We start from the raw sequence: 14,691 nt of genomic DNA on the forward strand, positions 1-14,691 counted from the left end.
AATATGTTTTTTCATCAAGACGCAATTTTTGAAGCATTATCTATCCATCGTGTAGGAAACAAAGCACAGGATGAGTTTTATATCCTTTCTGACGCCCCTGTATCCCTTGAAGGCGATGAAATATTGCCCGGACTTTTGATGCAGTACTTTATGAGCCCCTTTGCGAAAGTGAACGAAGTATATCGTTTATATCATCCCAATGAAGAACTGGATCTGAACGAAGTCTTCTATTTTGTTCGTCAATACTTTAAGGAACAGTTACCTTTTCACGATTTTTCTCAGCAGATTTCGAAGCACTTGTATGAGGTGTCCAGTCACCCCAAGATTAAAGCAGGAGAGGTGTATGTGGTAGCGCTAAAAAATGTGCAGATTGAAGGCGAGGAACACGATGCTATTGGTATATTTAAATCGGAGAACAAAGAGACTTATCTAAAGGTATATCCTGAACAAGGGGCTTTTACCTTGGAATATGAGCAGGAGGCAATCAACATCAATAAGTTGGACAAAGGATGCATTATTATCAATGTTGAGGAAGAGGAAGGGTATAAGGTTCTTGTGCTAGATCAAACCAATAGACAGCAGGAAGCAGTGTATTGGAAAGACGAGTTTCTAAAACTGCGCGTACGTAATGACAATTTCAATCAGACAGGTAACTACTTAAAAGTCTATAAGAATTTTGTTCAGGAGAAACTCGATGAAACGTTTGAACTGGAGAAGGCCGATAAGATTGATTTGATGAATAAATCAATGAACTACTTTAAGGAAAAGGAAACTTTCGTTCAGGAGGAATTTGAAGAAGAAGTATTGGGAAATCCTCAGGCGATAGCTATGTTCCAGGACTATAAAGCTGGTTTTGAAAATGAGTTTGATTCACCCTTTCAGTCAAGTTTTGAAATAGCGGATAAAGCCGTCAAAAAGATGGAATCATCCTACAAGTCTGTACTAAAATTGGATAAGAACTTTCATATCTATGTGCATGGAAAACGGGAATACCTTGAAAAGGGATTTGATGATGATAAAGGGATGAACTATTATAAGGTCTATTTCGAAAACGAAAGCTAATATTTATGACGAAGCGTGATAAATTAGCTGTTTTTATTTTTGGATCATTCATCGGCCTGCTATTCCTTTTATCGTCGATCGAAAGCAAAAGTCTATGGATAGAGGAATTTTATGCACAGGGATTTTATCGATTTTTTGGACATATCCCGAAGTATATTTTTGGTTATATTCCCTTTAGTATAGGAGATGTTTTTTACGCTTTCACGATTATTTTTCTGCTTTATTGGCTTGTTAATCTTATACGGAAGGTATGGGGTAAAAAATGGTCGGATGCTTGTCGAACCTTTTTGTTTATTTTAAATCTATTGCTGGGGTTATATATTTTCTTCTATATCTCCTGGGGGTTGAATTATTACCGGAAGCCGATCAGTGTGAATGCAAACCTGCAAGTTGACAGCTTGAAGCTTGCGGACTATCTCATGGTACTCGATGAATACCTGGATAGTACAAATGCTTTGCGGGAACAGGTCAATCCTGCACAATGGACGGATCGGAAAGACCATATGCGGGCGGATCTTGCAGATTGGGTGAAAAATGATACCACATTCTCTACTTTTTTATCAAGGAGCCAGGTGCGGGCTAAATCACCTTTAAATAGTGTGGTTGTTTCTTATTTCGGGGTTTCAGGTTATTTCAATCCGTTTACACATGAAGCGCAGGTAAATTATGCGATGCCAGCCTTATCTTTTCCGTTTACTTATGTACATGAGCTCGCCCACCAACAGGGGGTTGGTTTTGAGGATGAAGCCAATTTTATTGCTTTTGTTCGCTTACAACATCATCCGCAATCCTTTTATCGCTATTCAGCTTATTTACAAACAACCTTATATATGCTGGGAGAATTGCGGGGGATGTATCCAGACCTTTCGAAGGATTATCAAATAAGGCTAAGTAAGCAGGTGCTTGCGGATATTACCGATGAACGCCTATTTTGGAGTGATTATACCGGTTGGATCAACGATCTGATGGGGCTGTTTTACAATCAATACCTAACACATAACAATCAGAAGGAGGGAATTGCAAGATACGACCGGATGACAAGATTGGTATTGGCCTATGAACTAAAAAAGAGAGGCTGTCATTGAAATTAGTATAAAAACTCAGGTCAATAAAAAAGCATCAATGTGAGCATTGATGCTTTTTTATTGACAAGTTGCTTCCGTTTATCCTATTGGGTTGAAATCAGCTCAAAGGAACCTTCCGTACCTGCACTGCCTGAGTAAATCTGCCCTTGTGGTAAACCTCTAAGACCTGTAGGCGCGGTTTTGATCCGATCATAGATATTTCTCAAGTCTGTGTTTGCATTGACCGCTCTACCACCTGCCACGACATCAGCATAGATATAATTTGGAGATTTCTTATCTGTCGCCTGTGGTTTTATACTTCCTGTTGCCAGGGTAACTTTCACTTTGCCACCATTTCCATTGGGGAATGTTTTGGTTCCATTAAATGCATCATCGCCTTTTGCTATAATATACAGTGAACCCAATTTTTGGAAATTGGCGTTGATATCAAAATTGGCGCCATTATTCTTTCCATCGGTCCCATAGAAAGTTGCTTTGTTTCCGATCTCAGCGTAACCAATGGTGATTTTTACATTTTTCTTTCCGTAAAAGGACAAGGTGGAGTTATCCTTCATGATTAATGTGTCAATATGGATAACTGCTGTGGAGTCTTTACTGTCAATATTTTTCTTGGCTTTTTTTCCAATTTCAAGCTTGGAAAAATGCTGTGTTTCCTGCGCTTTACCAACAAAGGTAAACGCGACACAAAAAAGAAAGCCTAAAATAAGTTTCGATTTCATAAACCTTTAATTATTTGTAACTATTTAATAGTTTGACAATTGAAAGCCCAAAGAGTTTAATTTTTACTAAGATATTTTACAATTAATTTAGCTGTTTTCTCCGAGGCACCCGGTGTGCCCAGTTTTTCGGCAAGGATATCGTAATTTTCTAACACACTTGCCCGATGCGCTTTGTTGTTGATCAGTTCACCCACTTCATAGGAAATATCATATGCTGTGCAATCTTCCTGAATTAACTCTCTTACGGATAGAAAATTGTTTATTAGGTTTACCAGTGAAATAAACTTTACTTTAACCACTAATTTGGCAATCCAAACCGATATTGCATTTGCTTTATATACGACAACTTGCGGAACTTTCAATATACCTGTTTCCAGCGTCGCGGTACCACTGGTGACTACTGCCGCCTCTGCATTGTTTAGGATATCGTATGTTTGATTGAAAATAACCGGAATATCGATACCCCTCATGAATTGTTTGTAATAAAATTCGTCAAAATTAGGCGCACCCGCGATAACAAATTGATGCACTGGGAAAAAATAAGGGAGTTCGGCCATAATGGGAAGAAGTTTGGAAATCTCCATTTCTCTGCTACCCGGTAATAAGGCAATGAGTGGTTTGTCTGTAAATCCATTTTCATCCCGGAATTTCGGATTAAAAGAGTAGGCTGAAATAGCATCGAGCAGTGGATTGCCAACATAATCGACCGGCATACGCCATTTTTTGTAGAAATCAACTTCAAATGGCAGAATACAGAACATGTGATCGACAATTTTTTTGATCTTTTTCACACGCCCCTGATTCCAGGCCCATACTTTTGGTGAAATATAATAACATGTTTTAATATTATGCTTTTTGGCAAATTCGGCAATTTTTAAATTGAAGCCGGGAAAGTCTATGAGTATAACAGCATCAGGTTTTTCTTTCAGCAGATCACTTTTGACTGCCTTCAAATTTTTAGTTATTTTGCCCAGGTTTTTCAAAACTTCCACAAAACCCATAAAAGCCATCGCCGAAGTATGTATCAACGCTTTCTCTCCAGTGGCTTCCTGCATTAAATCACCACCAACGATTTTGAATGTAGCCGTGGGATCCTCTATTTTAAGTGCTTTGATAAGATTGGCTCCATGTAGGTCACCTGATGTTTCGCCAGCAATGAGATAGTATTTCATATGTAAATGATTTATTCTTTAATGGCCATATGGAATATCCACATTATTTTTAAGACTATTTATGCTTTTCAAATACGGATATTTCATCGGAATATTAATGTTGTTTCGAATTGTTAAAGATAAGATTATTCTAAGTATATGATGAATTTGAGTACATTATTCCATATCTTTATTAAAGATGTTTAACTTTGGAAGAAAATATCAGGAGTATAAAAGCTAAATAGTATTTTTGTCCTATGCAACGATTATGGTCTTTAATTAGAAATAAGTATTTATTAGCCACTTTGGCTTTTTTGGTGTGGATGTTGTTTTTTGATCGAAATGATTTTGCGACACAATACAGTTATCAAAAACAAAAGACCAACCTGGAGACGGAACGATCCTTTTATCTGAAGGAGAATGCAGCAATTATAAAAACGATAAACGACATTCGATCCAATCCGCAGGAGGTGCAACGTATCGCGCGGGAGAAATATAAGATGAAGAAAGATAATGAGGATATCTATGTTGTCTCTAAAGTTGCCCCTAAAGAAACCCCTTAGTGTCTAACGGAAAAAGGGGATCCCATTATAGAGATACCTTGTACAAAATGAAGAAAGACCATCATATGAATACGATGGTCTTTTTCAGTATATAGAAAACGGGGTATTTTAGTTTGCGGCCTGAGCTACCAAACCAAGGTATAATGGTTTTTTCTCATCATTGGCCTTGCCGATCAATATCAATGAATAGTAATAATTTTCAACCAATTTGATATCCTTACGAGTTGCAATGGTTTTTCCGGCTTTATCTTTAGCAATAACTGTAAAGGTCCCACTTTTTTGTGCGATGAAACCTTGGTGAGCAGTCGCTGAATTTTGTGTTTCTTTCGCACGGTTTGTCCATTCTGTCGGAGAAGTCTGGCTGCCGATTTGAAGGCTTACCTGATCGGTTCCTTCAGCAAAATTAAAGAAACGTAAACCGGATTCCGTATTTTTGATTTCTTTGTTGATTTTATCTGTTGTGATGACCTGAATGGCTTTGGATTTGTTTCCATACACAAATGAAGTATAAATTGTACTGTCTTTGATTGTAACAGTAGTATCAACCAAAACATTGTTATACTCTGATGATATCGCTATTTTTCTAGCCCCTGTAAATAGGCCAACTTGGCTATAGCTTTTAAAATCCAAGGGATAATATGGACTCTGTAAGGGTCCCCCGTCGGCATAATATACAACCGCATTGGCGTCAGTGTATCCATTGACCATTGTAAATAACGCGCCTGGAATTCTTTGGTCGTCATTATCTTTTAAGCAACTGGATAGTAAGAATGTCGCTACTGTGATGGCAATAAAATTAAATAATCTATAGTTTTTCATAACCGTGTAATATTAAAATCTTTTTTGTGTAAAACACATTGCGCTTGTGTTGTCTATTATACGGAGATGACATACACTTTGCTACAGTTACTTGTAAAAATAATAAAATTGTGTTTTATTTTATCATAAACGAGATTTCAGGTGATATTGTCCAATACTGAAATAAGTCAGTACGTGAGGGGACTCGCTTCGGGTTGAGTGCTACCTTGTAAAAAAGGCACAGGCTTTGTTAATTAAAAAATATTGATAATTTTGAGTTATGAACAGTAGAATCAAAAAGATTGCATCGGGTATGTTTGAGCGCTTTAGACATCGTAAAATTACCGAAGCGGAGCTGTCACAGGCAGAATCTAAGGCGAAAAATCTAGGAAGCTATGTTGGTGATTTTAAATTGCTGATCGCGATGTGCAAGGATGCAATTACAGGAAAGTTTAAAATGAACAGTTGGAATCTATCCATTATTATCGGGACGATTATTTACGTGGTTTCCCCTGTAGATGCTATTCCGGATTTTATTGCTATAGGCGGTTGGTTAGATGATGTCGCTATTGTTGCCTATGCCATACGGAAACTCTCGGAAGAAATAGAACGATACAAATCAGAGCGATTGGGCTGGCAGGTCAACAAATAAAAAAAGCTACTTTTTACAAAGTAGCTTTTTTTATGAGGCGATTGGATCGTTCTTAATGTTTGAAATGTCTTACGCCTGTCGTTACCATTGCAATACCTTTTTCATTGGCCATATCAATAGATAATTGATCTTTGATAGAACCACCTGGTTGCAATACGGCTGCAATACCCGCCCCAGATGCAATTTCTACACAGTCAGGGAAGGGAAAGAATGCATCTGATGCCATTGAACAACCTTGTAGGTCAAAACCAAATGAAACTGCTTTTTCAATTGCTTGCTTTAAGGCATCAACTCTTGATGTTTGCCCAACACCCGATGCTAACAATGTGCCATTTTTAGCAAAGACAATGGTATTGGATTTCGTATGTTTTACAATTTTATTCGCAAAATATAAATCTTCCAATTGTTCAGCTGTAGGTTTTACTGTTGTTACAGTTACCATTTGCTCAGGACCTTCAATTGTATTGTCCTTATCTTGAAGAATGACACCATTCAATAAGGTTTTGAACTGTTGGCTAGGTAGTTTTACGTCTTTACGAACTAAGATAATTCTATTTTTCTTGGCAGTAAGAATAGCAATTGCTTCCTCCGAATAAGAAGGTGCGATTAAGACCTCGAAGAATAAATTATTGATCTCTGTTGCTGTTGTGCCATCCACTTCTCCGTTGGTGATTAAAACCCCGCCAAATGCTGAAACCGGATCACAGGCCAAAGCATCTAACCAAGCTTGTTTAATCGTTGGTCTTGATGCAACCCCACAAGCATTTGTGTGTTTTAGGATAGCAAATGTCGGTTGTTCAAATTCGTCGATTAAAGCTACAGCTGCATCTACATCAACTAGATTGTTGTACGAAAGCTCTTTACCATTTAATTTGTTGAACATGTTATCCAAGTCGCCAAAGAAAATACCTTTTTGGTGCGGGTTTTCACCATATCTTAACACCTGAGCATTTTGCTCGGATTGTTTAAAAACTTCAATTGGATTCTCTTGGTTGAAATAATTGAAAATTGCCGTATCATAATGCGATGATGTATTGAAGGCGCGTTTCGCAAATTCTTTACGTTGCTCCAAAGAAGTATTACCTTCTTGGTTCGCTAGGATTTCTTCAAGCGCTTTATAATCATTTTTAGAAGAAATGATAACAACATCATTAAAGTTTTTCGCTGCTGCACGAATCAATGAGATTCCACCGATGTCGATTTTTTCGATGATGTCTTGCTCGGAAGCTCCAGAAGCAACAGTTTCCTCAAATGGATACAAATCCACAATAACCAAATCGATCTCTGGTATTTCGTACTGAGCAAGTTGCTGTTGGTCCGACTCAAGCGGACGGCGAGCTAAAATTCCACCGAACACCTTCGGGTGTAAGGTCTTAACACGGCCTCCTAAAATCGAAGGGTAGCTTGTCAGGTCTTCAACTGGAACGACATCTATACCTAAATCTTTGATGAATGTTTCTGTCCCACCAGTGGAATAGAATGTAACACCGTATTTGTTTAATAATTCAACTAAAGGAGCTAGGCCGTCTTTATAATAGACTGAAACCAAAGCATTTTTAATCTTTACAGGATGGTTCATTATGATGGATTTGTTTCGTGGCGCAAAGATAAGAATTTAAAGTCTTGATGTCAATAAATCAAGTACTTTTAAATAAAGACGGGCTTATTTATACCTAAGCCCGTCTTTATCTACGTTATACTAAATTAAGTTTTGTTTTCAGCTCTTCAGAAATCTGATTGGTAATATCCCAGATCGGCTCCGGTTCGTCCGTATTATTGAATATAACCTGATCACAAGAATCCTGAAACGGTAATAAATACTCATTATAAGAGGGGAGGACGTGATTCACCCATTTGTACATAACATCATCCTCAAAGTAACCACGTTCAACCAAATCGCGATGTAGCCTTCTTCTGAGTGCAATATCCTGATCAGCGCTCAGGAATATCTTATGATTTATAAGTGCATTTATTTCCGTGTAATAGAAAATAAAAAGCCCTTCGATAATCAATATCGGAGCCGGTTTTATCTCTAATATTTTTGGTGTTAATGAAGGATTATTAAATGTATATTCCTCTTTATAAATAGTCTCTCCATTAAAGAGTGCCTTAATATCTTTGTAGAAAGCTTCTCTGTCTATGGATGTTGGGATATCGAAATTATAGAGTCTATTTTCTTCCTGCGTTTTTGTATTGGCTGGAATGTAATAGTCGTCTTGGGAAATCAAAGTAACTTCATCAGTTTTGAAATGTTTCAAAAAGCTATTCAAAAAAAAAGTTTTTCCAGAACCACTACTTCCGGCAATCCCTATGACATACGGTTTGTTATTCATTCTTGTTTTGTGCTGCAAGAGCTATTTTTATTTTAATTAATTTTCTAAAGGTAATCCGTAGGCGATCTCTACCTGAAAGCGTTTATCTAATGCTCCAATACTTGCCGCTGCGGACTTTGATAACACCACAATAGCATTTTGGTTTTCAGCATTGTCATTGAATTTGCCGACTACCTTCGCGTAGGTAACGCTTTTAGTCATTGGGTTGGTGATTTTTAGGATCGTTCCTACAGGTGCACTTTTATGGAGTGCTAGATTGCTTGTTCCTTGGGAAGACAAACCATCTATCCAGACACCAATTCCCCGCTCAGCTTTTTCCCGTATTCCGTAGCGGTTTGTTGAGATCTGATTTTCTTCTTTGTTGTCATCGTTTGTAGAATCCGGGACAACGACTTCTATACCTTTAGGTTCAACCAATTTTGGTCTTTCAGGTGGTAGCGGTTGATTTGGGATCATTAATTTCATGCCACCACCGATGGTGTTGTTCTTTAGGTTGTTAGCTTTTTTGATATCTTCGACAGTAATGCCAAATCTTTTGGATATGGCATAGAGTGTTTCTTTTTCACCAACGATATACGCTGTAAAGCCTTGTTGTGGGTCATTTGGATTCTGTTGCGCTGTGTTTACCGGTGTTTTAGTCGCAATAGGAGCGGGTTTTCGACCAGTTGGTACTTTAACAATCTGGCCGATACTTAATGTACCATTTCCATTTATTTGGGTGAGCTGGCCCACGGTGGTTTTGTACTTTTTGCTGAGTTGGTAATAATTATCTCCTTTTTCTATTTTGAAAAGGACAAATTCTTCACCATTGACTATTTCTGTCCCAACTGAGTCGGGGATCGCGGTTGTACGTATTGAGGTGAAATTTTTAGCTTCAACCTGTTGTAGAGATAGCATAGAAATTGATAAAATGGCTACCTTTTTATATGTATTTAATTCGAATAATAGTTTCATATATTTTGCAATTATACTAAATACGAAACAAACTCCCGTTTATTGTCTGTCAAAAGGAATATTTGTTTGTTAACAAGAAAATAGATGTTGAAAAACTTTAAAGGCAACTGATTTACTGCAACAACAGATTCAATTAACCTATCTTTTGTTGATCGAACTATCCGGATTTGATAGTGATTATCTTTGTTTTTTTCATAGAAAGCCCAAATAAAATAGTCATCCAAAGCACTTAGCCAAATTTCGTCATCTGTTGTGAAATCTGTCAAAAAATGGGGTATCTGACCATTGTAGATTACTGGGTAGACTATTTGGCTATCAAAAGGTTTAAAAGACTCTTCCTTTTTGTCTTCAATGGACATTGTTTTTAAATCTAAAAACAATTGCATTCCTTGCGCGATCATTTTGGGCCTGAGTAGTATAGCATCATTGACCATCTCTAGAAAAATGCAGTTAAACCAGGTTTCTTGCTGTTGTGGCTGATAACAGTTTATAATTTGTACACCAGCATCGATGGGTGAAGTGTCCGAGATTTTTTTTAGGATGAGTTTCTGACATTGAATTCCAGCCAACACCCACTCCTTGCTCATAGCCTTGAAGTCCTGAAGGACATAATCTCCTTCAAAAGAAATCACATTGAAATAGGGAAGTGTGTCTGTTGGATTTCTGGTTTCTACTGCAATCAGTCTATTCTCGGCATCGATCTCGATCCGCCAGATGGGATAAGTAAATAGAACATTGAATGCTTTTGAGACTGTCTGATTTGTCATGTGATTTTCAACCAAGAGGACAAATTTACTAAAAGCTTTTAAATTATGGCTGGTGGGATTGTAATAAATGAAAAACGTCCAGACGAGCTGGACGTTTTTTTCTGAGAAGAATATCTTAAAATTTAGAACCGATTGTCAAAACGACATTTGTTCGTTGATTTTTTATATCTGCGGCAGGGCTGGCTGTATTCCAAAAATCTTCAGCGATAGTATAAGGACTTTCTTTGTAATTGACAGCATTATAAGCTCCTGTCAAATCAATATACATTCCCCGACCGAGTTTCGCACCAATACCTAAAGATGCAGTATAGTTTGTATAGTCTGCATTTTTGTACGGATTGCCACTATAATTGAATCCAGCTCTACCACTAAAAACGTTGTCAAATAAAACTTCACCACCGATACGCGCATTAAATGCACCTTGGTATGTGTTTTTAATGTTTTGGTTCATATCTTGTTCTAATGCTTTATTAGCGGCACCAGCATCTTTAAAACGCATAGCTCCATAATCCACCCATTCTACATCTGCGGTAATCAAGCCACTGGAAAATACCTGACTAGCCCCTAAGGAGAGTTTGTATGGTGTGTTCATATTATACTCTAAATAGCTATAGCCTGCTTTATCGCTGGTGCGGTATTCTTTAAAAGACTTATCTTCATTTGGCTTAAAATAACGAAATTCCGAATTGCTGTAAGACTCATCTCTAATGCTCATAAATGTCGGTGATTTCGCTGTAAAGCCCATGCTGAAAGTAGGCGTGAACTTATAAATTACCCCTAATTTGAAATCTACACCTGTACCATCAGTCACTTGTGCATAGTCATCATACAGTTCATAATCTTTATCCAGCATTTCACGTTTACTAGCATACTCCGCACCTGGTTTTAAGAAGTCAGACTTTGGATTTGCTTTTGTCATTTGCGCTACATTCATAGTTTGGCCATACTCAGTAAACCAGCTCGAGTTGTCATAGCTAAAGGCTGTAAATCCTAAAGCTGCCCCTAAGTACAATTTGTTGCTGTAGTTTGCGCCGAAAGACAAGACAGATTCTGATTTACTTCCTTTCTCAAGGATGGAATTTACTTGATTAAAACCATCTTTTCCATTATAGTTACCAAAACTTGTAATAGGCAAATAGGATCCTTGTTTGTTAGGATCTACATCAAATAATAAAGAGTTACCGTAGACTTCCTGGCCCCAACCACTCAATCCTCCTGGCGCAGATAAACGGTCCGAATAAGCATCTGTTATCGAACTGGTATTATTAACACCTTTATATTCCAATAGGTTGTTGTAAACATAATTACGGTTGTAAGCAATACCGACATTGAAGTTCAACCAGCCTTTTTCGAGGCTTCCCCCATTCCGGTAGGTAGGCAAATGAAAAACAATTCCTGCATTATCCAAATTGAAATTGTTTTTACTGCTATTTGTATTCTGTCCGAAATAATCTGTTTTATTTTTATTATTAAGGTATCTACCTGTTACCGAAATGTCTGATTGGTTAAAATACCCCAAACCAGCCGGATTGCCAGTAATTGAACTAATATCGCCACCCAAAGCGGTTGAAGCATTTCCCATGGCTTTGAAGCGAGCAGTACCACCATTGTCCCCTTGGGAAAATAAAAGCACATCTTTCGTGTATTGCGCCTGGGCAGTCCCTGCTGCACCGATTAAAAATGCAGTTCCAAAAAGTAATTTTTTGATTGTCATATGCTAAAATATCGTCTATAATAAGCAGTAGCACACAGGGTAATGTATGCTACTGTAAGCTATTTTTTATGATTAGCGTGTACGTCCGCCGCTGGATCTGGTGCTACCACCGCCACCACCACCAGAGAATCCGCCACTGGATCTAGTGCTACCGCCACCGGAATAACCTCCACTTGAGCGTGTCGATCCACCATCATAACTTCTTGTTGGAGGAGTATAGGATGGTCTTGATGTCGAACCTGGATTGCTTGAACGAGTTTCCATGGAACGGCTCATTGGACGAGAAACATCACCGGAACTTGAGCGGGTTCTTGAAGTTCCATTGGAGTTCCGCATGCTTGGGTAAGTTCCATTAGATCTATCCGATGCCCGTGTTCTGCCACCATCTGTATATCCGCCTCTTGTTGAGATACCGTCCGAAGACCTTGTTCTACCATTTGATCTGTCATAGGAAGAAGAACTACGTGATATAGAGCCATCAGATGATCTAGTTCGCCCACCAGCACTTGATCGCGTGCTAGCGACTGATGTAATACGTCCTCTGGAATCACGGGCTACACCGGTGCGGTCATAATTTCCCGAACTTCTGGTGCGGGAAGAGGAGGTCCGTACATTATAGTTGTCTCTATAAGTTGATCGAGATGAAGCATAACGAGGTCTTGAATTACCCCAATAGCTGCCGCCCCAATAACCGTTACCATGCCAGCCAGATCCCCAGTAGCCGCCGCCATACCAGCCACCCCAAGGGTTATAGCCACCATACCAAGGAGATCCCCAGCCCCAACTAGAGCCCCAGCCCCAGCCAAAACCAAGAGACCATGAAGAACCCCAGCCTGAATTCCAACCCCAGCCTAAACCGAAGGAAGGACCATATCCGTACATACCACCAAATCCATAGCCATACCATGGATCAAAGAATGGATCAAAATAGGTCATTCCGGGGGACGCATAATAGAACCTGTTTATACGATTCGCATATTCTAGATCTTCGTAGGAATCATTGTTATAATCCTGGTCTGAATATTCGTCATCATAGTAACCACCTTGAGCCTGTCCTCCTTGTTGAACCTGATCCACATCTGTGTAATAGTAATCTGGACTTTGATAGACTTTCTGTCTAGCCTGTCCATTATTGCCATAGACATCGTCGCCATAGATTTGCCTGCTAGTACCGCAGGAACCTAACATAAATGCTCCTGTCATGGCAAGTGCTCCGATAAATAATCTATTTTTTTTCATAATATCCTAAATCGTTATTTTCGATTATACAGCCTTATTTACTATCTTAGACGCAAATTTCTCGAGGTGGTTTAATCGAAGTAATCAAAAATACAAATATTTTTTATTGAACGCTTTTTGTATTGGAGATACAGACGAGATTTAACGTAATAATGTTACAATAATTTATCAATTTCATATGAGTAAAGGAATAACAAGTCGTGCAGAAGATTATTCACAATGGTACAATGAACTTGTGATCAAAGCTGATCTGGCTGAAAATTCAGCTGTACGGGGCTGTATGGTGATCAAACCATACGGATATGCTATCTGGGAAAGAATGCAAGCAATCTTAGACAAAAGATTTAAAGAAACAGGCCATAGCAATGCTTACTTCCCTTTATTCATTCCCAAGTCGTTTTTTTCTAAAGAAGCTGCCCATGTGGAAGGTTTCGCTACCGAATGTGCTGTGGTCACACATTATAGATTAAAAAACGATGGTACCGGAAAGATTGTGGTGGATGAAGATGCAAAGTTGGAGGAAGAGTTGATTGTACGTCCGACTTCTGAAACGATTATATGGAATACGTACCGTGGTTGGGTCGAATCTTATCGTGACCTGCCAATTTTGGTTAACCAATGGGCAAATGTGGTCCGTTGGGAAATGCGTACGCGTCTTTTCTTACGTACAGCAGAGTTTTTATGGCAGGAAGGACACACTGCACACGCAACTAGGGAAGAAGCTATTGAAGAGACAGAACGTATGCTTGATGTCTATGCTGAATTTGCTGAAAATATTTTAGCTGTACCTGTTGTACGCGGACGGAAAACTGAAAACGAACGCTTTGCAGGTGCATTGGATACCTATTGTATCGAGGCTTTAATGCAAGATGGTAAGGCTTTACAAGCGGGAACATCACATTTTCTTGGGCAGAATTTTGCAAAGGCTTTTGATGTAAAATTCACCTCCAAAGAGGGGAAACTTGAACATGTTTGGGCAACATCATGGGGTGTTTCTACCCGTTTGATAGGAGCCTTGATTATGGCTCACTCTGATGACCAAGGATTGGTATTGCCTCCGAAATTGGCGCCAATTCAGGTTGTTATTGTTCCAATTTTTAAAACTGAAGACGAAAAAGCGCAGATTGATGCATTCGTAGATCAGTTAGTAAACGAACTGAAGGTAAAGGATATCTCGGTGAAATACGATGATCGCGATACACAACGTCCGGGCTTTAAATTTGCTGAATGGGAATTGAAAGGTGTGCCCGTGCGTGTAGCTGTGGGGGCAAGAGACATGCAAAATGGAACGGTGGAGTTAGCACGTCGCGATACACAAACAAAAGAAACTGTCGCCCAGGAAGGATTGGCTGGAAATATTGAACAATTGTTGCATGTAATACAGGAAAATATTTATCAAAAAGCCTTAAACTTTAGAACATCTCATTTTACTGAGGTGAATTCTTACGATGAATTTAAAGAGGTCCTAGAAGGTAAGGGCGGATTTATTTCTTGCCATTGGGATGGAACAATAGAAACTGAGAAGCGTGTAAAAGAGGAAACAAAAGCTACAATCCGTTGTATTCCTTTGGATGCCAAAGAGGAAGAAGGTGTTTGTATATTTACGGGTAAACCTTCTAACCGACGCGTTTTATTTGCAAAAGCTTATTAATAT

The 14,691-nt window shown here is 38.7% G+C and carries 14 protein-coding genes; 5 read left to right on the forward strand and 9 right to left on the reverse strand.

Features of this window, described 5'->3' with window-relative positions; genetic code table 11:
- Positions 1 to 3: 3 nt before the first annotated feature.
- Both LC454_RS01860 and LC454_RS01865 read left to right on the forward strand, forming a co-directional pair.
- Positions 4 to 1,062, forward strand: a complete 1,059-nt coding sequence (locus tag LC454_RS01860) for a nucleoid-associated protein (RefSeq protein ID WP_223578623.1) — start codon at positions 4 to 6, stop codon at positions 1,060 to 1,062.
- Between the two features lie 5 nt (positions 1,063 to 1,067).
- Positions 1,068 to 2,147, forward strand: a complete 1,080-nt coding sequence (locus LC454_RS01865; protein WP_223578625.1) for a DUF3810 domain-containing protein — start codon at positions 1,068 to 1,070, stop codon at positions 2,145 to 2,147.
- Positions 2,148 to 2,230: 83 nt separating this feature from the next.
- On the opposite strand, the gene LC454_RS01870 is transcribed toward LC454_RS01865, so the two are convergent.
- Both LC454_RS01870 and lpxB read right to left on the reverse strand, forming a co-directional pair.
- Positions 2,231 to 2,866 (reverse strand): hypothetical protein, encoded by a 636-nt coding sequence (locus tag LC454_RS01870; RefSeq protein WP_223578627.1) that lies wholly within the window; start codon positions 2,864 to 2,866, stop codon positions 2,231 to 2,233.
- Positions 2,867 to 2,922: 56 nt separating this feature from the next.
- The gene (gene lpxB, locus LC454_RS01875) at positions 2,923 to 4,038 is read right to left on the reverse strand and encodes a lipid-A-disaccharide synthase (RefSeq protein WP_223578629.1); all 1,116 of its coding nucleotides are present in this window, start codon (positions 4,036 to 4,038) and stop codon (positions 2,923 to 2,925) included.
- A 236-nt stretch (positions 4,039 to 4,274) separates the two neighbouring features.
- Between lpxB and LC454_RS01880 the strand changes: the two genes are divergently transcribed.
- Entirely contained in the window at positions 4,275 to 4,580 is a 306-nt protein-coding gene (locus LC454_RS01880; protein ID WP_223578631.1) for an FtsB family cell division protein, read from the forward strand.
- A 108-nt stretch (positions 4,581 to 4,688) separates the two neighbouring features.
- Here the strand turns inward: LC454_RS01880 and LC454_RS01885 are convergent, their stop codons facing one another.
- Entirely contained in the window at positions 4,689 to 5,399 is a 711-nt protein-coding gene (locus LC454_RS01885; protein ID WP_223578633.1) for a DUF4397 domain-containing protein, read from the reverse strand.
- Positions 5,400 to 5,658: 259 nt separating this feature from the next.
- Here LC454_RS01885 and LC454_RS01890 point away from each other — a divergent pair, with 259 nt between their 5' ends.
- The gene (locus LC454_RS01890) at positions 5,659 to 6,030 is read left to right on the forward strand and encodes a YkvA family protein (protein WP_223578635.1); all 372 of its coding nucleotides are present in this window, start codon (positions 5,659 to 5,661) and stop codon (positions 6,028 to 6,030) included.
- Between the two features lie 52 nt (positions 6,031 to 6,082).
- Here the strand turns inward: LC454_RS01890 and purH are convergent, their stop codons facing one another.
- The 6 genes from purH to LC454_RS01920 all read right to left on the reverse strand — a co-directional run bounded on the left by purH (position 6,083) and on the right by LC454_RS01920 (position 13,037).
- Positions 6,083 to 7,609: a bifunctional phosphoribosylaminoimidazolecarboxamide formyltransferase/IMP cyclohydrolase gene (gene purH, locus LC454_RS01895; protein ID WP_223578637.1), complete on the reverse strand. Its 1,527-nt coding sequence runs from the start codon at positions 7,607 to 7,609 to the stop codon at positions 6,083 to 6,085.
- A 115-nt stretch (positions 7,610 to 7,724) separates the two neighbouring features.
- Positions 7,725 to 8,363: a uridine kinase gene (locus tag LC454_RS01900; protein WP_223578639.1), complete on the reverse strand. Its 639-nt coding sequence runs from the start codon at positions 8,361 to 8,363 to the stop codon at positions 7,725 to 7,727.
- 36 nt (positions 8,364 to 8,399) lie between these two features.
- The gene (locus LC454_RS01905; protein ID WP_223578641.1) at positions 8,400 to 9,317 is read right to left on the reverse strand and encodes a LysM peptidoglycan-binding domain-containing protein; all 918 of its coding nucleotides are present in this window, start codon (positions 9,315 to 9,317) and stop codon (positions 8,400 to 8,402) included.
- Positions 9,318 to 9,328: 11 nt separating this feature from the next.
- Positions 9,329 to 10,084: a hypothetical protein gene (locus tag LC454_RS01910; RefSeq protein ID WP_223578643.1), complete on the reverse strand. Its 756-nt coding sequence runs from the start codon at positions 10,082 to 10,084 to the stop codon at positions 9,329 to 9,331.
- Positions 10,085 to 10,199: 115 nt separating this feature from the next.
- Positions 10,200 to 11,798, reverse strand: a complete 1,599-nt coding sequence (locus LC454_RS01915; protein WP_223578645.1) for an OmpP1/FadL family transporter — start codon at positions 11,796 to 11,798, stop codon at positions 10,200 to 10,202.
- A 72-nt stretch (positions 11,799 to 11,870) separates the two neighbouring features.
- A complete protein-coding gene (locus tag LC454_RS01920; RefSeq protein WP_223578647.1) occupies positions 11,871 to 13,037 on the reverse strand; it encodes a hypothetical protein in 1,167 nt (388 codons plus the stop codon).
- Positions 13,038 to 13,215: 178 nt separating this feature from the next.
- On the opposite strand from LC454_RS01920, the gene proS reads away from it, so the two are divergent.
- Entirely contained in the window at positions 13,216 to 14,688 is a 1,473-nt protein-coding gene (gene proS, locus LC454_RS01925) for a proline--tRNA ligase (protein ID WP_223578649.1), read from the forward strand.
- Positions 14,689 to 14,691 lie beyond the last annotated feature (3 nt).

Origin of the sequence: Sphingobacterium sp. GVS05A (genome assembly GCF_019969845.1) — a bacterium.
In the GTDB taxonomy this organism is placed as follows: Bacteria; Bacteroidota; Bacteroidia; order Sphingobacteriales; family Sphingobacteriaceae; genus Sphingobacterium.